Origin of the sequence: Fibrobacter sp. UWB7 (genome assembly GCF_900142945.1) — a bacterium.
GTDB lineage: Bacteria > Fibrobacterota > Fibrobacteria > Fibrobacterales > Fibrobacteraceae > Fibrobacter.
In genome coordinates this window covers 742,038-760,356 of sequence record NZ_FRCO01000001.1, presented here as the reverse complement: position 1 = coordinate 760,356, position 18,319 = coordinate 742,038, and the positions used below count along the sequence as shown (strand labels likewise).

Sequence of the window (18,319 nt, the reverse complement as noted above, 5' to 3'; positions counted from 1 at the left end):
TATGGTATGAATATCGTTAAATATATCTTTTGGTTGGTCGCCTTTTTGATGGGCGTTATTGCTGCATATGTAGTCCCCGAAGAAACCATGTCCATCGGGGCGAAGTTCATATTTGTCGGAGCTTGGGGCGCAGTGCTCGGCTTCGTTTTTTATACCGTCTGCAGCAGGCAGATTGAAGCCATCGAAAACGATTTTAACGAGGTGCTGAACAAGCCGCAGCCCAAGGACACACAGTTCGTGTCGGTCCGCCTCCAAGAAGAAAAGAAGAACCCGCTTCCGCCGGGTGCAATCCCCGCCGCCGAGGCGCTCAAACAGCAGCCCGTGCCCGCCTCGATCAAGAAACTCGATGCCGCAGCCCTCAAGGTCGGGTTCCCGCTCGAAGCCTGGAACGGCTTTAAGATCGGTATTCTGCGCAACCGTCCGTTCACCGAAGTCATCGATGCCATGCAAAAGCTCTTGCCGGAACTCTTCCCCGAAGCTTCTGGCGTACTTTATATGTACGGCGGCGTGCAGACTGAACTCTCTCAGATTTTCCGCTTTGGTCCAAACGTCATCAGCGACGAAACCGTGCTCCCGGCTGAATGCGCAAGCTTCAATACCGGCGACATCGTCGTGACTGACTATAGCTCTCCTGAAGTCTCTAGCGGTTGTACACATTTGCACCACCGCCCGAAGGGCATTGCCATTTGCGCCCCGATCGAAGGCCTCGAAGAACACTTCGGCATTCTGACACTCCAGGTCGATAAGCTCCCGGAAACCGAAACCAAGGAATACTGGCAGGCCAAGGTGAGCATTGTCGCCGCCGCATTTGGACTTTACGTGGCGAACCAGGACCTCAGCATGCGCTTTGAACAGCATAGCATCCGCGACGTGCTGACCGGTCTTTTTAACAAACGTTATATGGAAGAATCGCTCAGCCGCGAAATCACTGCTGCTGTGCGCCACAAGTCGCCTATTGGCATCGTGATGCTTTACCCCGATGCCATCCCTGCTGTGCAGAACGCTCAAGGCCGCCACGCCGTGGAACAGCTCTTCTGGGAACTTGGACAGCGCTTGCCGAGCTACATCCGTGGCGAAGACATCCCGTGCCGCTATTCCGATGACGTGTTCTGCGTGATTATGCCGGGCGCTGACCTCAACATCACGAGAAACCGTGCCGAACGCATCCGCAACGAAATCTCGCAGCTCCAGATTGCATACGGCGAAGGAATCCTCGCGACCACGCTTAGCATGGGCGTTGCCGTGATGCCGACCCACGCAAACGATGCCGGCTCGCTCATCTACACCGCAGAAGCCTCCCTCCAGATGGCTATGCAGGCCGGTGGCAATCGCGTCGTCGTCGCAAATTCCGTGATGAAGTAAGCGTCATTCTGACGCCGACTATTACGTCATCCTGAGCGCAGCGAAGGATCTAGTAAAGTCTTGTAAAGCCTCCTTCGGGAGGCTTTTTTATATGTATGGCCGTGCTAAAATGGAAGTCGACTTCCTGTTTTGCACGAATTTGCTTGATTTTAGCCCGGAAAAAGTGTGTGATTTGGGCGATTTTAGCCCGGAAAAAGTGCTGAAAAGTGTGGAAAATGCCTTTATGTTGAAATAATGGAATTTTCAGCTATTTTCTATATTGAAATTTTGTAACTTTTGGTGTATTTTTATATTGAATTTTTGGAATATTTCTTAAAGAGGCGAATAAGTGTTGTTCAAACGTAAGGTTTACGATAAGTTGCTGGAATGGAAAAAGTCTTATTCGGGACGGTACGCTTGCTTGTTGGAAGGAGCCCGTCGTGTGGGAAAAAGTACCATTGCTGAGGAATTTGCGAAAAATGAGTATGACTCCTATATTGTAGTGAATTTTGCAAATATAACGGAGGAAATGCTTGATGTTTTCAAAGATATAGCGAAGTTGGATGTTTTTTTCTTGCGACTTCAGGCTGAATCGGGAATATCCCTCAAGGAACGAAAATCTGTCATTATTTTTGATGAAATCCAGCTGCAACCCAAAGTTCGGCAGGCTATCAAGTTCTTGGTAAAGGATGGTCGTTACGATTATATTGAAACTGGATCACTCATTTCTATAAAGAAAAATGTTCAGGGGATTGTAATCCCCTCAGAAGAACATCGGATAAGTGTGTATCCCATGGATTATGAGGAATTCATGTGGGCTATAGGGAAGGACCCGAATACCATCCGAGAGATTTATAAGGCGAATACGGCTATTGGAAACTCGACAAACAGAAGTTTAATGCGAGATTTTAGGCTTTATATGGCTGTAGGCGGTATGCCCCAGGCCGTAGAAGCGTATATTCAAAAAGAAAATTTTGAATATATCGATAATGTAAAAAGAAAAATATTAAATCTGTATTTTGAGGATTTGAAAAAAATTGATCCGACAGGTCGATTGTCTAATATTTATAAGGCAATTCCTAGCCAATTAGCCTTAAAAAAGAAACATTTTGTCCTATCTTCTGCGATTGGAAAACGGCAAACCACAAAAGATGAAAGTCGTTTCTTTGAATTGTTGGATTCAAAGACTGTTCTTTGTTGTTATCATGTTGCTAATCCCGATTCGGCCCTTGCTCAAACAAAAGATTTGGACCGATTTAAACTGTACGCGTCTGATACCGGGTTGTTTATTTCTTTGATGTTCGACGATTCGAAACAAGCTAATGAAATATATGCAAAACTTTTAAGCGACAAATTGGATGCTGATCTTGGTTATCTGTATGAAAATGTTGCAGCCCAAATTATTACCGCTAGTGGCAAAGAACTTTATTACCATACCTGGTTGAAAGAAAACAGTTCCCATTATTTTGAAATAGATTTTTTGCTTTCTAAAGGAAACAAAATTATTCCTCTGGAAATTAAGTCTTCTGCTACACGAAACCACGAATCTATTGAAAACTTTGTAAACAAATATTCTAAAAAAATATACAAGGAATATCTGTTTTCTCAAAAGGATGTTGCTCATGAGGGACAATTGCTGTTAAAACCGCTGTATTTGCTGCCTTTTATGTTGGAAGAATTTTAGTTTTTAGTGATAATCATCTTTGAAAGTAAAGAATCTTAAACAAACGGGACCGAAATCGGTGTGACGGGCGTCACATTTCCGGTATTTATATTCCAAATTGGAATATAAAAAACAGATGAAAATCCCTTTTTCGTAAAAAATTATCTATATATAGTTCATCGGAAAGTTTGGTTAATATTTGCGAAATTTTGCGAAAAACGGCACTTTTAAGTTGGAATATACTGAGTCATGACAAAAACGTGACAAAAGTTTGACAAAAGTATTGCTTTTCGGAAAAAAAGTGGATATATTACTGAATGTAAACGAGCAATAACGCTCAAAACAAGAATGTGTCACAAAAACAAGGAGAACACACTATGAAGAAGCAAGGTTTTACCCTTATTGAATTGATGGTCGTTATCGTGATCATGGGCATTCTCGCCGCCGTCGCAGTGCCGAAACTGTTCGGTATGATCGCTAAGTCCAAGGCCTCTGAAGTCGGTCCGGCTGCCGGAACCTACGTGAAGTTGCAGGATGCATTCGCTGCTGAAGCAGGCGCTCTTGGTAACTGGGAAAAGATTGGCTACATTGGACCGGGAACTAAGGTTGGCACAACAAAGTCCAACACTACTGTTTTTGATTACGAAGACCTGTTTAATAGTGCATCTGGTATTAATGCCGGTTCTATCATGATTGGCAAAGTCACTGCAGCAACGGATGGCTGGAGTGCAAAGGCTAAAACGGCTTTGAATGACTGTGCTATTCAGAGTGAATGGAAAATTACAGTCAAGGGTGGTAGTGCATCAAACGGTTCTACCGTTGAATATGCCGCAAGCAATCCTTCTGGAACTGGTTGCTCTGCTTTGACTCCTAATTTCGAAAACATCGGTAAGTAGTCAACTTTTAGTACAAAACTTTGAGACCATCCCAAAATTGGGATGGTCTTTTTTCATTACTTGACACTTGAAATAAATATTTTAGAAAAAAATCAAAAATAAGCGAACCAAAATCTCTCGAAAAGCGTGCTATCTATACGGGCGAAAAACATATATCGAGATGAAGTAGATCTTTGCAATCGGTCTAGCATAGGCAAGGATAATTGCGTTTCAATTCCTATAAAATTATATTATTGAAGACCTTAAAAGCACTCCCAACAGGAGGGCGTTTAGAATTTCCACTTCGTGTCAAAACCGAGAATTCGTTCGCATTGGACGTTTTTTATCATGTTCATCTGCGAAAGGCGTTTTTCAGTGAATTTGTCGTCACATGTCACTGTTAGCGTGGTTTCGCGTATTTCCTCTACGCATTTTTTGATTTCAGGCGTGAGAATAGCTCGTGCCGGAGCGACGTAATCGCTACCGATTACAGGGCCTCGCTTTGACAGGTATTCGTCAAAGTTTGGTTTTGATCCATCCAAGCGTACGCCAAAATCAAAGCCATCTTCGGCAAGAGGGACAAAAGCCATATTAAAGTCAAAACACGGATTCATTGCAGTGCGTTCAAAGGTTTCATTGTTCACTAAGAAACCGAAATTTCCAAAATGCCTATCAGAATTCAACGTAATGCAATCCGCCACGACCATACGGCGGAATTCGTCTTCGCAATTAAATTCGCGATAAATTTCAAGAGTTTCGGGAAGTCCGTATTTCACACCATTCTTCAAGAAAAGGCTGACAGGTTTATAACCATATTCCTGACTTGTGAAAATTTTGCAATCAGACACAATTCGACCATCGTATTTTTTCAAATCATATTTTACCGAACTGCAAATCTTTTCAAAAACCTGGCTCGCAAGAACTTCACCATAGGGCTCTAATCCAGCATTCCTTGCTCCTGCACTCCCTGTTTTTATAAGATGGATTCCGTCTTTTTCGTTCAACCAACATTTGTCGTAGGCGCCGTCGGTAGTGAGTTCAGGAGACGTTGTGGACATCTGAATTCCAAACAACCCATTTCCATCAAAAGATAGCTTCGAAATTACTTCATCAAAGCGATTTTCATACAGATTTACATCTTTCCAAGAAATATTTTCACGTTCGCTTTTTACCCAAAGCGTGTCGGTTAAAGAGAGGCAATGCGTAAGAGCAATAAAACCGCTTTTTGTTTTACCACCGCATAATTCCAGTATTTTATTCACGTGGCTACGGTGTTTTGCCGCACTTCTGTTCGCAACCCATGTAGAAAGCGGATCACACCAGAATGGTAAGGCTGCATATGTTTTAACGATTTTGCAAAATTCAAGTTCTCCTTCACCTTCGATGATGAAGTCACAAAGGGGAGTTTCCTTATTTATAAGAGTGTAGGTTAAATTTTGCATAGCCATATATGATATAGAATATTTCGGAAAAGAAGTCAATAGAGTTAATTTTTCTAGACTCATCCATTTCAATAGTACGCAAAGTATTTTTCTAAAGATGAATCAAAAATGTTCGAGGTGACACATTTTTTTTGCCACATCTATGTGAAGTTGCAGGATGCTTATGTTGCAGAATGCTTTACCATTGTTGCTTGCAGGAAGAATATTACAATAAGAAAGGGGGCTGGCAGCAAATAATGCAAAATTGAACGACAAGCCAGCTTATTGCGTTTGAACGATTTCTCTTAGCAAAGCAATTTCTACCTTGCCGCACAAGGTTACCCGGTGGCTTATACAGTCGCTGTTCCTGCTGCAGCATCTGGATCATCCGCTGATTGCGGCGCTTTGACTCCGAATTTCACAAGCGTTGGTAGATAATACTTTTTAGATTCAGTTTTAAACACAAAAATCCCTCTCAAAGAGAGGGATTTTTGTGTTAAGTTATATTTCGAATTACTTGATGTTGCTGAAGCTCGGGGTAAGAGCAGTGCAGCCAGCCGTTTTTGCAGAAGATGCAAATGAAACATCAGCAGTCGTTCCGGTATTCACAGAAACCTTAACAATCCAGTTTGCAGCATTGCTTACACCAGTTGCTTTAGACTGTGTAATCGTAGTACCTGCAACACAATCGTTCAATGTGATTTTGTTGTCTGCTGCCCAACCAATCACGTCTGTTGCATTTTGGGAAGCACTTCCAGAGTGAGCAATACCTTCACCATAGTAGAAGTTAGTTGTTTCACCACCATTCGGAGCGATGTAACCAACCATGTCCCAACCACCAATCTGGTTGTTTTCAGCGAAGTAAGTCTGCTGCAACTTCACGTAGGTTGTGGTTGTTTTTGGTAAAAAATTAGTTTAATATCACGAACGGGACCCATCGTTTATAGAATCGCTCCTGAAATTTTATAGGAGATAGGATGGGGTTATGGTCGCCTTGAATGATGAATCTTGTTTTAATGTGCTTGCGGGCTAGATTCGCGATTTGCATGAGTGTGTTGTTAAGTCGTTCTGAGTAGACAGAGTCAACATTATCTGCATTGCTGTTATAGATATTTGTGAATCCTGACAATGGAAATTTTGTATCAGCGGTTGTCCATGCGATAAGATGCTTTTGTGCTGTATCGGCAAGCATACTATCGATTTTGCTGATTATTTGTGCGTCGTTTAAAATGCTACTGTTTGTGTCTATGCCGTAAATGGCTTCGTTAAATCCTATGTTTTTGATGTACTTGTTTCGTTGATGTTCTAGAGAGTCTCCACCGAAAAGGAATGTTGTTTTATAGCCAATGTTGTTAAATATTTTGGGTAAAAATGTTGTGTCGCGTTTTCCGGTAATAGAATCTCGTGTAATGGATTGAATTAAATCTTCGCGTTCTGCGGTGCGGGTTCGACTATACATGCGGTTATGTATGCCGACAACAGTTGGTGTGTTGAAAGTTTTTAGTTGCTCTTCGAAACGTTGGATGTCTAGTGGAACACCCCAGCTTTCGGCAAGGATAATGACGTTGTTGCGGGTTGTGTCTATGTAATTCCGAGTAATAGTCACTGAATCTGTAACAGTGAATTTATCATAAAATTTGTTACCGATTTTGGTGCGTTGGACGGGCTTGGGTGCGGATCTCTCTAAATAGTCGATTGTCGGAAATTGTGCGAGAGGTTGTGCCGCATATTGGTTGTATGCTTCTAGATGCAGAATGAGTGCTACGAAGAGGATGAAACAGATTGTGTTGAATTTGAATGGCTTGATTTGCCAAACCATTGCGATTGCGATTCCACAAGTGGCGAAGGGGATTAATCCGTACCAATCGGTATTCCAACCTTTTATAGTAAGGATATTTTTCAAATCAATCCAGGCAATCATGAAAAGTAGAACGACCAATGGTATTAGGATCCATCGCGTTTTTTTAAAAAAAACAATAAACAGCAGGATTGCAAAATATTCGAAGCCGAATAATCCGCGAACGATATCTTGCCCTTTTTCAAATGTAAGCAAAAATGGAACAATTGTGATGAGAGCGCTAGCGATTAGTGGGTATAGTAATTTTTTCATTATTTACCCTCCGCTTGCTGAACGTCTGGATTGACAAGTCTGTATTTAAAGAATGTCATTTCGCCGATAGACTTGAGTGTATCAACAGCTACGCTATCATAATAGTGACGTTGCAAAAAATCTACAAGATTTGGCTCGTTTAGAATAATGACATTATCTTTAATGACATCTTTGATTGGATTGGTGATTCCGAATAAATTGAGGGCTTCAGTTATTTCGGGGAGATAAGGTGTCCAATAGCCGAAAGATACAGTGCGCTTAAATGAACCTGTTGGTGTTGCTAAGTAGGGCGGATTTCTATGGTGACTGAATCGCATGAATGCGTTCATTGAAAGTAAGAATATCTTATCGGGCTGATTGTCGATGTAATTGAAAACTTGTGTATAATCGGTTGAATCTTTGACAACAAGGGTGCGCATGCTGCCATGACTAGGATCGCGAACCTTTTCACCAGATGTTGCGTAGGTAAATGTGTTTGCTATTGCGATGATTCCAAGTGTTGTAAAAAGTATTTTTTTAGGAATTGTAGATGAAAATCTGCCGATTAGCGGAATTGCTAAGACTGATGCGTAAAGCCAAAATCCGCTTTCAACGCGGTACACAAGGCGTCCCATAGCGAGTAAATATGCCATCAGTATTAATACTAGAGCTAGTGATGCCCAGAGATATAAAAATTTCTTAGGGCTGGTTGTGTAGATTACTATGCAGAGGATAAACCACGTCCAAAATAGGGGCGCATGCAAAGAATTTGATAGTGCGTTTAGGATGAGTTGCGGTGTTCTTTCGGTTGAAATTGAATCTCGATATGGTGGAATTAAGTCAGTGTATCGTTTGATACTGTCTACTGAAAATACATCTGTATCGTATAGCACCCATTCTGTGAGCATGTGATAATCTTTTCCTGAAAGTCCTAATTCTTCGGCGTCTTCGTAAACGGCGTTTTGATTGTAATTACTATTGTCTCCCAAGGCGACTCGTGGCCCTTGAAATTTATTGAAGGCTTCGTAAACGGGGGACTGGTAAATCTTTTGATCAAATACGTGCATGCCGAATGCACCTGCGAAAAGAATTATAAGTCCGGCAATGACGTGCCACTTGGCTGACCAACATCCGCGTAGAATAAATAACAACCCAAGACAAAAGAATGGCAAACCCATCAAGAATGCTTGCCACCGCATTACAGAACCCCAGAGCATGAGGAATATGGCGATAATGAATGGAATTGTGGCTTGCAATTTTGATTCGTTATTGCGAGAACGAACAATGCCATATGCAAATAACAACATTCCTGCAGCACTCAAAATAGAGGCGCATTGCGTAAATTGAACCACCAAATAAAAATCGCTTGCGAAAAGGGCTGTAAATAGAGCTGCTAAAATTGTGCCCCAACGTTCTCCGCATTTCTGTAATAATACGTACCCAATGACAGTGAAGGAGAGAAAAACCGAGAACATTTCGCCTATGTAATACCAGCCAATTGCGGGAAACAAATGGTATAGCGGCAAAAGAGCGTATCCGTAAATAGCGTTGACGAAAATCAAGTGAGGGTTGTAATCTGTGCCGAGCGCGCCTGTGAGACGTGCCGCCATAAAGTAGTCATCGATGGCACCAAATTTGAGATCACCGAAGATGAGACATAGTGCTAAAAAGAAAAGATTAATAACTAAAGAGATTGTGAGAGCACGTTTAAAAGGCATGTGAAAAATATATATTTTTTTTGATATGATTCGCGTTTGTCAGGTGTTGCATGGAATTGTTGGTGGCGGTTCGGAACAAGTCGTTTTGAACTACTGTTCGCGTATGCAGAACATTCATTTTGATTTGCTATATCAGTACGAGCCGAATACGCAAATTTTGGAACGGTTCCGCGAAACTGGAATAAATTGCATCCAAATACCAGACAAGGTGCATCATCCGTTGAAACATTTATGGACGATGTTTAAGATCTTTCGTAATGGTAATTATGATGTGGTCCACTGCCACTTGGATTGGTTTATGAATAGCTATGTGTGCTTCTTGGCAATGCTTGCTGGCATTAAGAGACGCTTTGCACATCACCATCAAGCTTATACAGTTTCGCAACCTTCTCGTTCTGGCTGTAATGTCACCCCGGAATTGTTTCGGGGCGGAATCGCCTATTTCATAAAAATGACATTATGTTCTATAATGCGCATCCCTTGCAAACTTTTCGCCACTCACTGGCTTGCCTGTGGGGAGGCGGCCGCCATTAATGGCTGGGGTAAACGGGCGGTAAAGAAAGGCAAGGTGACGATTTTACCCAACGCAATTGATCCGGAACGATTTACGTTTAGCGAATCCGCTCGGCGAAACGTCCGTGCAAAATATGGAATTACTGATGATGATTTTGTAATCGGGCATGTGGGGCGATTTTTTCCTGAAAAGAATCACAAGTTTATTATTGAACTTTTTTCAGAGTATTTGCAAAAATATAGTAATTGCAAATTGTTACTGGTAGGGAATGGCCCGCTACAAGTTGCAATTCAGGACTTGGTAAAACAAAAAGGTATTGAAGATAAAGTTGTTTTTGCGGGATTAAAAAAAAATGTCGTTGGATTCTATAGTGCAATGGATGTACTTTTGTTGCCTTCAACACGTGAAGCGTTCCCAATGACATTGGTGGAAGCTCAATATAATGGATTGCCCTGCATAGTAAGTTCTGCTGTGCCAAAGGAAACTGCAATAACGGATTATGTGTACCCATTGCCGATTGATGAAGTTAAGCCTTGGTGTGAAAAGCTAAGCTCACTGAACGTGGCTATTGACCGCGAGAATCCACAGATAAAAAGCGAACGATTTGATATTAGAAAATGCTATGGAATGCTGGAATCAGTTTATCAGGTTGTATAATCTCATTACCAGCTTTTTCCCGAAAATTCGAATCATAAGATTTGCAAATCGTTGTTTAGGGCCAATCCATGATGCCGCGTAGTGGTGGATTGTGCGTGTATTTTCTGTAATTTGAATTTTTCCAAATTCTGAAGGCTTGGGACAGAAATATTCGGCTGGATAAAAGTTTGCTCCTTCGAAATCAATAATATCGGACGTTGGTTGTATGCCTTTTGAAATCAGCATTTCAGAAAAGTGCTCAACAATCGTTTTTTTATTGAGCTTGCCAGATGCCGTTTCGAACTGCATGTTGGCATATTTGTCTAGCATTTCTTTTAATAAATGAAATTTTTGTTCGCATGCAAAACCAAGGCCAGGATTACATGCGAAAAAGTTTTCGTTTTCGAGACCGAAAAATGATCCTTTTGCGAGAATGTATTCTAGAGATTTAATGACCTCAACGTCTGTGTCAAAATAAATTCCGCCGTGTTCATAGAGAATTTTGAAACGTGCGTAGTCGCTGACGAATGCGTATTTCTTATGTTTATAGGCTTGCGCTGTATAGGGAATGCTGTTGACATCGAAGTTGCTTTCGTTCCATTCCTTTATCTCGTAATCGGGGAAAAACTTGTGCCAAGATGCAATGCATTTCTTTGCAAGAGGTGGCAACTCATTATGGCCGAACCAACAGTAATGTATGACTTTGGGAATCATAGAAATTTTCACTTAGAAAAAAAATTATATAAAGATAAAAGGAGTGTGGCTATAAGAACGGATATCTTTGATGTTCCTAGTTTTGTCGCTGTTTCGCTAATAGATTCAGTATCGTTGACTGCATGACGATATATTCCTATGGCTAGGAATCGTTCTCGCCATGAATTAGGGAATGTTTCTAGTTGCCCTTTCGCCCAAAGCAACCGGCCTTGCGGATTATTCCGATCTTTGGAGTTATCTTTTGTTAATCCGCCATCTAGGTAATCGCAAATGTAGATGATTTCGTTAAACCATCTTAAATAGTAACCATCACGGGCGATGGCGTTCCACACAATTTCTTCTGATATGAAATTTTCACCAGGAATTTCTGGAAATGGATGATTTTTTAAAACCTCGGTGAAATAAACTTCGGCTTTATCACCTAATAAATTGTATTTGCGTCGTTCGCTGTTTTTTGCATCAATGTAAGTGGCTTCGCTACGCTGACCAACGACAGAATCTTTTGAATAGCCCTTCAATCCCGAAATGCCTGCCCATTCGCGAGAGTCGTCGAGCGTTGCTACCCATTGATTGGTTTTATCAATAGCATTTTCGGTTAAATAATCGTCAGAATCAACAATGAAAAATAATTCACCTGTAGCTTTCTTAACTCCGTTATTTATTGCTCGATGTTTGCCACCATTTTTCTGCTTAATATAACGAATATGAAATGGCTGATGCTTGGATAAAAGTTGCGTGAAATATTTTTCAGTGTCATCGGTGCTGCCGTCATCAACTACCAACCATTCAAAATTTTTTTCAGTTTGTGACAAAAGCGATTGATAGAGTTTTTCTATCAATTTTCTTCGATTGTAGGTGGGTGTGAAGATGGTAATTAATGCCATTAGGATTGATTCGCTCTTAAAACTATTTGTCCGAAATCAATATAAGAAAAATATTTAGTTATTTTTTGTTGTTGAATGTCATTTTGGTTCTGTAGACTGTTAATTTTGTAAAGAGCGTTCTCTTGAGCCTTTGAAATAACAATAGGATCCTTATATTTTGCTGCGCACACAACTGGTATACCCCCTATAAATTCCATATATTTCAACCAAAGATCGTCTGCAAGAGGGGCGCATTTTTTTATCATATCAATGTTAAAAGCTTCTTTTGGCAATATGGCGGGTGGATATAAAGCACCTGCAAAACCTTCTGCCGATAAATCGTGTCTTGGAGAAAGAATTTTAGTGTCATAACAAGGTATGCATTGGCTGTAAGGAAGAATTTTGTTGTTTTTTACGATGAGTCTGCATGTGCATAATGCAGAAATTGCATTTGGAAATTTTTTATAGCTCTCAATTAGTTTCTTTGTTGTTTTTCTTGGGTATAAGATGTCATCGTCGATAGTAATTATCGCTGCCTTAGGATATTTTTGCATTACATAGAAATACTTGTTGTGTGGTTTTAGGTTCCTGTCAACCCAAAGAATTTCAAGTCCCTTTTCTTTTAATGCAAGAACCTTTTTGGGAAGGGTTCTTTCTAAGTTTGGAAATTCTTCTTGCGTTAAAGTCAATATAATTTTATTGACCGGTATTTTTTGTGCTAGAATAGAACATATTGCAAAATATGAATCATTTATTCTTGCTGGGTAAGATGTTAATGAAACGTATATCGGCGTAAAGGAGTCTGTTCCTATAGCAACTCTTTTCTTTTTTGCGAGAAAGGCGTAGTAAGGACAAAGAATTCTAGATAGGAGCCTGTTTCGCCATTCTAGTTTTTTTCGATATAAATTTGCTAATAGGGAAATGAGAAAAAAATGTCTGCATTTCTTCCAAAAAGATGATTGCCAAAATTCTTGCTTTATAAGCATAAAATTCTTCCGATAAATGCTGATATTTTTGCTCTATACCAGCAATAGAAAAAAATGAATTTAGAATTACAAATATTGTTTAAAAAGAAATCTTTTAGGAGTCCAATCCCTTTGGAGGATGTGCCTGAATTGATGTAAGCAACCATTCCCATGCGGGTAAGAATGCGGTCAAGATGATGAATATCTTTTGCTGAAAATTCAGGCGATTTAGCTAATATGTTATGGAGAAGTTTCGCAGCCTTGAGTTGCTGAATTGCGTGTTCATGCGTGTGTTTTGATTTGCAAACACTTGAATTATGCTGACGGTAGAAATAAATGATTTCATTTGAATAAGCGATTTGTTTGCAGTATAAATAATATTCAAAGAAAAAAACTCGGTCTTCTGAGAGCTTTAGACCTTCTTGAAAGCGAATTTGATTTTTTTGTATGATTTCGTTTTTTAAAACGAATCCACAAACACCGACATTTGGAATGCGCTTTAGTAAAGCGTCTTCTATGTGGTTGTGAAATTTGAATAGAGTTTGTTTTTTCCCGTTATCCCATATTTTTTGGGTGTTTGCAATTCCGATTTCAGTTTGGTTTTGTTCCATTAAATCGGAGAGAGCTTGGAGTGCGTTGTCAGAAAACCAATCATCGCAGTCAAGAAATGTTATGTATTTCCCTTGTGCGTGTTCTAAGCCAATGTTTCTTGCTGTGGAGACATCAGCAACATTCGTTTGGAATAACTTGAATCTTGAATTTTCTGTGCAAAACTTCTCTGAAAGTTCTTTCTCTCCATTTGTCGAATCGTTTAATATAAGAATAGCTTCAAATTCTTTGAGAGTCTGTTTGCGTAAAGAACTTAAACATTGGTTTAAGTACGATGCTTCAACTCGGTGAATGGGAATGATGACGGATATTTTAATCATTTTTCCCATAGATTTCCGATTTTTTGAACAAGTATAAATAGAAACCATTTTCTTGGAAATCCGCCTTTAAGTAAAATGCGGAAAATGTCTAGGAATGAAGAAAAAGTGCAGAGCCCGATAATTTCGCAGTACATACAATAGTAAAGAGAATTGTTTAGCATATTTATCTGGTTTTTATCTGGGATTTTTTTTATGTAATCCTTTATTTCTTTTTGAAAAATGATAAGTGCATCTCTTTTTTTTAACGAGTCTGAATGAATAGATGAAATATTTCTTTTGGATTCTTTGAAGTTTACTAAAAATTTTGGTGTTGATGCAATCCCGTTTTCCCAAGCAAATTTATATATGGATAGTGAGTCTGCAGTCCATGCTCGGGGTGTGTTTACATAACCATTATGAGCTTTGATGTATTTTGTAACATAAAGAAATTCAGAAATTGTTTGTCTTCTAAAACCTGACATTTTTTGGTACATATAGTCAATGCATGTTTCATATGTTGGCGAAGTTGGATACCAATTGATTAAATTGTTGTTTTCGTCAATGGTTCTAGCTCTTGCTCGGAATACTTTTACATCTGGAAATTCTTGTGATAGTTCAAGCATTTCTTCCACAAAAGTAGGCTCGTAAGTGTCATCGTCACATAGTAGAGCGAAGAAATCACCATTGGCGTATTCGAGACATTTGTTCCAATTTTTTGATGGATCCTCTTTCCCGAGATTAACTGTGTTTCGGTAGTAATGAATTCTGGAGTCGTTGAATTCGTTTATGATTTTTTCGATATTTTCAGGAGAACAATCATCAACGATGATTAGTTCTATATTGGAATATGTTTGATTTAGTACGGAAAAAATGGCGTCTTTTAGGAACGCAGCTTTATAGGCTGGAATTGCTATGGAGACAAGAGTGTTGATCATATCTTACCTTCGAATTTTAATCGGAGAGAAACGCTTGTATGAAAGATAGATGAAAGGCATTTTACTGCATGCCCAAAAGAACATTTTAAGTGCTTTGGAAATACCGCTTTCTTTAATAGCTAGATTTGTAAAGTGTTGGAATTGTTTAAGATTATTTTGTGCTGTAGAATCCTTTTTTAATGCGGAATTACCGTATTCCCATAGATATTCCCAACAAAGAGATGGAAGTATCCATTGGAACGGCAAATGTATTCCTTTTGCTGCAAAAAAGGTATATTGTTGATTTAATATGTCTATTTTGTTATATTTTGACATTTTCCCGGTGATTGAATTTGGATGAAGAAAATAGAAATATACTGAACTGGGTTCATAAACTATTTTTTTTGCCTTATAGAACCACTTGTAATTAAGGTATTCGTCCTCATGTATTACGCCTTTGGGGAATCTAAATTGGGATATTAGTCTGTTTTTAAATATTTTTCCCCATGCAGCAACAAAAGAAGGATTTTGTTTGCCGAATATTTCTATTAAAATGTCCTTATAATCAATTTCTCCAGAAGGCGTTGGAAATATTTTTTCTGTATATTGTGGGCTATTGGATTTATACTTGCATGAGGCTACCGCAATATCTGCGTCGTTTTTTTTGATTGAAGAATAAAGATTTTGTATGAATGTTTCGCTTATCCAGTCATCGCTATCCACAAAAGAGATATACTCTCCTTTGCATATATCCAGTCCGGCATTCCTTGCGTCCGATAATCCGCCATTTTCTTTGTGAATTACCACGATGCTGTTGTCTTTGGCTGCGTATTCATCACAAATTTGCGGACAGCCGTCAGGCGAACCATCATCCACCAAGATGATTTCCAAATTGGTATAGGTCTGATTAACAATGCTGTCTAAGCAACGTCGAAGGTATGGCTCGACTTTGTAGATGGGAACTATGATGGAAACGAGAGGGGTATGCATTAGTTTTGTTCTCTAGAAAAATATCCGCCAGTTTTTTTACTGCCTCTATGTTCTATTAATTCTTTTTGAGATAGTGCTGTTAAAACCTTTCTTACATAGCTGTTGGAAAAGTTAGTCTTTTGCATAATGTCTCTAACGCTACAGCCTGATTTGGTTTTTACAAATTTTAATATTTGGTTTTCTGCATTGGTTAGAAATTCTTTATCCGCTACTTTATCCGCTACTTTAATCGCTACTTTATCCGCTGCTTTATCCGCTACTTTTGGAGTGGCGAATATTGTAATCAGAAAACTGCCTGAAATTTCTTCATTTTGGGGTGTGGGTTGCTTTGCTTCGTGTAGCAAATTTATGAAGTGGGTTATGCCTGATCCGTATTCGATTGCTTTTATAAAATACATGATTTTAATATAAACAATGTGTGTTCGTCATGTCAATATGTCTTAGTTTCCGTATTGTCCAAATCCTTTAGCCATGTATCGTAAAAGCTAAAGTTTTTGCCGTAGGAATTGTCCATGAAATATACTTTTTTGCCCATCATTGCCGATGCGATGGCTATATGTAGGCGGGTGGAGTAAATGGTGTCGTATTGGTTTATGAATTTGACGCAGTCTTTAATGTATTGTGGTCGATAAAAATGAGCTCGCATCAGGTCGATAAGACGATTTATTGGCTTGATGCCTTTTATGTTTGCGAAAAAGTTTAGCCATTCGACAATGTAATCTGCTCTTGCGTATTTGGGTGCTTTGCTTTCGAATGTTGGCCAGTCGTGAATTTCGGCATTTTGGGGGATAAAGCTAGGCCAAATGTCGTTCTTAAGCTCTTTATCGATTCTTTTGGCGTATAACGTTCGTTTTGTCTTGTTCGTGTTGATTTTCCCAAATTTATTAAATTCAATGAAAAACGCCATGTCGGGGACGAGTAACGTTTTATTCTTTGGAAAATGTTCCTGCATAAATTTGAATGAAACTTTATCGCGAGCGCACATTGTCACATTTGGGTGATTTGCGAAAAAGATTTCGTCAGCTTTAATGTTTTCTTGGTTCTCGTACCAGACTGTTTGTGGGAAAATAATGATTTTGTTGTTAGGGTATAGCTCAATAATCTTTTTGCGGAACGGATGGGGACCATCCCAGAGGTCTCCGAAATTGCCTCCGCCTTGCAAAAGTATAGTGGTGCTTTCAGGTATTTTATGGCTGTAAAAAGTAGAGCTGCTTGCGCTATACAAACATTTGTATTTAGTCTGTTTTAGGAATATCCGAGTTCCTTCCCAAATCAGTGTGTCGCCAATGTTTTCGTAATAAGGCAATTCAAGGTATGCGTAATCGGAATCAATCAACGGTTGCAGTTGTTGATTGATAATGTTACGAAGTTGCTGAATTTTATTGATGTGATTCATTCAATATTTATTAGTTGTGTTCTTATAAATGGTTCTTGTCGATATATTGTTTTAAACCATTCTGTGTTGACACTATATTCGTTTTTTATTTTTTTATTGAGGTATCTAACTTCAAAACTGAGGACATCACTGGTTGCATCAAAATTTGTAACAGCAGTAGAAAAATCCCTAAGTCCCGTAATGAATCTTAATTTGTAAAATCCCTTGTATAAATCATGGTTACTTAAAGATAAATGTATTTTGAATTCTTTTTTTGATTTTGGAATTTCTTGAGGGCTTGTATAAAACGCTTCAACACGGTTGTCGAGATCGTCATAAATGTAGACTGTATATTGACAATATTTGTGGTTGCAGCTGTTATTTTTTAGCCAAAGATCTAATTCCAATGGCTCGTCGGATGCTATTATTGATGAGTCGTTGCTCAAAGAAACTTTTGTAATTTCAATTTCTCTAGAAAAATTATCTCTAAGTAAATGATGCTTGGGTAATAGGATACATTCCTTATTTTGATTATTAGTGTTGGATTTTAGGTAATAATTTACAGCCTCTTCCACATTTCCATCAAATGCCACTTGCCCTTGATTCAGCACGATTCCACGCTTACACAGATTCTTCACTGCGCCCATGTTGTGGCTCACGAACAGCACGGTCCTGCCTTCGCCGCGGCTTACATCCTGCATTTTGCCGATGGCCTTCTTCTGGAATTCGGCGTCGCCCACGGCGAGCACTTCGTCCACCACCAATATTTCGGGTTCCAGGTGTGCCGCGATGGCGAACCCGAGACGTACGGTCATGCCACTGCTGTAGCGCTTCACGGGTGTGTCTAGGTAGCGTTCGCAGCCGCTGAAGTCCACGATTTCGTCGAGTTTGCGGGTAATCTCGGCGCGGCTCATGCCCATGATGGCGCCGTTCATGTAGATGTTCTCGCGACCGGTCATTTCGGGGTGGAATCCGGTGCCTACTTCGAGGAGGCTCGCGATGCGGCCCCGTGCGCGGATGGTGCCGGTGGTGGGGGCGGTCACTCGGCTGAGGAGTTTGAGGAGCGTACTTTTGCCAGCTCCGTTCCTGCCGATGATGCCTACGACGTCACCTTGTTCCACCTTGAAGTTGATGTCCTTGAGAGCCCACACGTATTCGCTGTCGCCCTTGTGCGCGCGATCGTTGACTTCGCCTACTTTGAGATAGGGGTCTTCGCGGCGCAACACTTTTGTCTGCCAAAATCTGTTCAAATCGTGGCTGAGCGTCCCGGTGCTCACTAGCCCCAGTCGATATTGCTTGCTGATGTTCTCAAATTCAATCGCGGTCATGATAT

18 protein-coding genes are annotated in these 18,319 nt (G+C 40.0%); 5 read left to right on the top strand and 13 right to left on the bottom strand.

Going from position 1 to position 18,319, the window contains the following annotated elements; all coding sequences use genetic code 11:
- The first annotated feature begins 6 nt into the window (after positions 1 to 6).
- The 4 genes from BUC30_RS03210 to BUC30_RS16420 all read left to right on the top strand — a co-directional run bounded on the left by BUC30_RS03210 (position 7) and on the right by BUC30_RS16420 (position 3,900).
- Positions 7 to 1,362 carry a GGDEF domain-containing protein gene (locus BUC30_RS03210; RefSeq protein WP_073423496.1) on the top strand — a complete coding sequence of 452 codons (1,356 nt, stop codon included), beginning with the start codon at positions 7 to 9 and terminating at the stop codon, positions 1,360 to 1,362.
- A 109-nt stretch (positions 1,363 to 1,471) separates the two neighbouring features.
- Positions 1,472 to 1,597, top strand: coding sequence for a hypothetical protein (locus BUC30_RS16425; RefSeq protein WP_280168646.1), 126 nt, complete (start codon positions 1,472 to 1,474; stop codon positions 1,595 to 1,597).
- A 93-nt stretch (positions 1,598 to 1,690) separates the two neighbouring features.
- Complete coding sequence (locus BUC30_RS03205) at positions 1,691 to 3,025, top strand: ATP-binding protein (protein WP_073423495.1); 1,335 nt, start codon at positions 1,691 to 1,693, stop codon at positions 3,023 to 3,025.
- A gap of 356 nt (positions 3,026 to 3,381) precedes the next feature.
- On the top strand, positions 3,382 to 3,900 hold the full coding sequence (locus tag BUC30_RS16420; RefSeq protein ID WP_073423494.1) for a type IV pilin protein: 519 nt from the start codon (positions 3,382 to 3,384) through the stop codon (positions 3,898 to 3,900).
- A gap of 269 nt (positions 3,901 to 4,169) precedes the next feature.
- On the opposite strand, the gene BUC30_RS03195 is transcribed toward BUC30_RS16420, so the two are convergent.
- From BUC30_RS03195 to BUC30_RS03180, 4 genes are all read right to left on the bottom strand, one after another.
- Positions 4,170 to 5,384, bottom strand: coding sequence for a HipA domain-containing protein (locus BUC30_RS03195; RefSeq protein ID WP_139260772.1), 1,215 nt, complete (start codon positions 5,382 to 5,384; stop codon positions 4,170 to 4,172).
- Positions 5,385 to 5,813: 429 nt separating this feature from the next.
- A complete protein-coding gene (locus BUC30_RS03190) occupies positions 5,814 to 6,182 on the bottom strand; it encodes a hypothetical protein (RefSeq protein ID WP_073423492.1) in 369 nt (122 codons plus the stop codon).
- A 28-nt stretch (positions 6,183 to 6,210) separates the two neighbouring features.
- On the bottom strand, positions 6,211 to 7,410 hold the full coding sequence (locus BUC30_RS03185) for an alkaline phosphatase family protein (protein WP_073423491.1): 1,200 nt from the start codon (positions 7,408 to 7,410) through the stop codon (positions 6,211 to 6,213).
- Positions 7,410 to 9,107 (bottom strand): hypothetical protein, encoded by a 1,698-nt coding sequence (locus BUC30_RS03180; protein ID WP_073423490.1) that lies wholly within the window; start codon positions 9,105 to 9,107, stop codon positions 7,410 to 7,412. The genes BUC30_RS03185 and BUC30_RS03180 overlap by 1 nt, the downstream gene beginning before the upstream one ends.
- A gap of 25 nt (positions 9,108 to 9,132) precedes the next feature.
- On the opposite strand from BUC30_RS03180, the gene BUC30_RS03175 reads away from it, so the two are divergent.
- Positions 9,133 to 10,278: a glycosyltransferase gene (locus BUC30_RS03175; protein ID WP_073423489.1), complete on the top strand. Its 1,146-nt coding sequence runs from the start codon at positions 9,133 to 9,135 to the stop codon at positions 10,276 to 10,278.
- Here the strand turns inward: BUC30_RS03175 and BUC30_RS03170 are convergent.
- Genes BUC30_RS03170 through BUC30_RS03130 form a run of 9 tightly spaced genes read right to left on the bottom strand, consistent with a single transcriptional unit; the run spans position 10,258 to position 18,314 of the window.
- Positions 10,258 to 10,971 carry a glycosyltransferase family 32 protein gene (locus BUC30_RS03170; protein WP_073423488.1) on the bottom strand — a complete coding sequence of 238 codons (714 nt, stop codon included), beginning with the start codon at positions 10,969 to 10,971 and terminating at the stop codon, positions 10,258 to 10,260. The genes BUC30_RS03175 and BUC30_RS03170 overlap by 21 nt on opposite strands.
- An 8-nt stretch (positions 10,972 to 10,979) precedes the next feature.
- Positions 10,980 to 11,855 (bottom strand): glycosyltransferase family 2 protein, encoded by an 876-nt coding sequence (locus BUC30_RS03165; RefSeq protein WP_073423487.1) that lies wholly within the window; start codon positions 11,853 to 11,855, stop codon positions 10,980 to 10,982.
- The gene (locus BUC30_RS03160; RefSeq protein ID WP_073423486.1) at positions 11,855 to 12,820 is read right to left on the bottom strand and encodes a hypothetical protein; all 966 of its coding nucleotides are present in this window, start codon (positions 12,818 to 12,820) and stop codon (positions 11,855 to 11,857) included. The genes BUC30_RS03165 and BUC30_RS03160 overlap by 1 nt, the downstream gene beginning before the upstream one ends.
- A complete protein-coding gene (locus BUC30_RS03155) occupies positions 12,811 to 13,737 on the bottom strand; it encodes a glycosyltransferase family 2 protein (RefSeq protein WP_073423485.1) in 927 nt (308 codons plus the stop codon). The genes BUC30_RS03160 and BUC30_RS03155 overlap by 10 nt, the downstream gene beginning before the upstream one ends.
- The gene (locus BUC30_RS03150; protein ID WP_073423484.1) at positions 13,725 to 14,642 is read right to left on the bottom strand and encodes a glycosyltransferase family 2 protein; all 918 of its coding nucleotides are present in this window, start codon (positions 14,640 to 14,642) and stop codon (positions 13,725 to 13,727) included. Before BUC30_RS03150 ends, BUC30_RS03155 begins: the two co-directional genes overlap by 13 nt.
- A 3-nt stretch (positions 14,643 to 14,645) precedes the next feature.
- Positions 14,646 to 15,611 carry a glycosyltransferase family 2 protein gene (locus BUC30_RS03145; RefSeq protein WP_073423483.1) on the bottom strand — a complete coding sequence of 322 codons (966 nt, stop codon included), beginning with the start codon at positions 15,609 to 15,611 and terminating at the stop codon, positions 14,646 to 14,648.
- Entirely contained in the window at positions 15,611 to 16,009 is a 399-nt protein-coding gene (locus tag BUC30_RS03140; protein WP_073423482.1) for a helix-turn-helix domain-containing protein, read from the bottom strand. Before BUC30_RS03140 ends, BUC30_RS03145 begins: the two co-directional genes overlap by 1 nt.
- Positions 16,010 to 16,041: 32 nt before the next feature.
- Positions 16,042 to 17,007 (bottom strand): polysaccharide pyruvyl transferase family protein, encoded by a 966-nt coding sequence (locus BUC30_RS03135; RefSeq protein ID WP_073423481.1) that lies wholly within the window; start codon positions 17,005 to 17,007, stop codon positions 16,042 to 16,044.
- A complete protein-coding gene (locus tag BUC30_RS03130) occupies positions 17,004 to 18,314 on the bottom strand; it encodes an ABC transporter ATP-binding protein (RefSeq protein WP_073423480.1) in 1,311 nt (436 codons plus the stop codon). Before BUC30_RS03130 ends, BUC30_RS03135 begins: the two co-directional genes overlap by 4 nt.
- Positions 18,315 to 18,319: the final 5 nt, after the last annotated feature.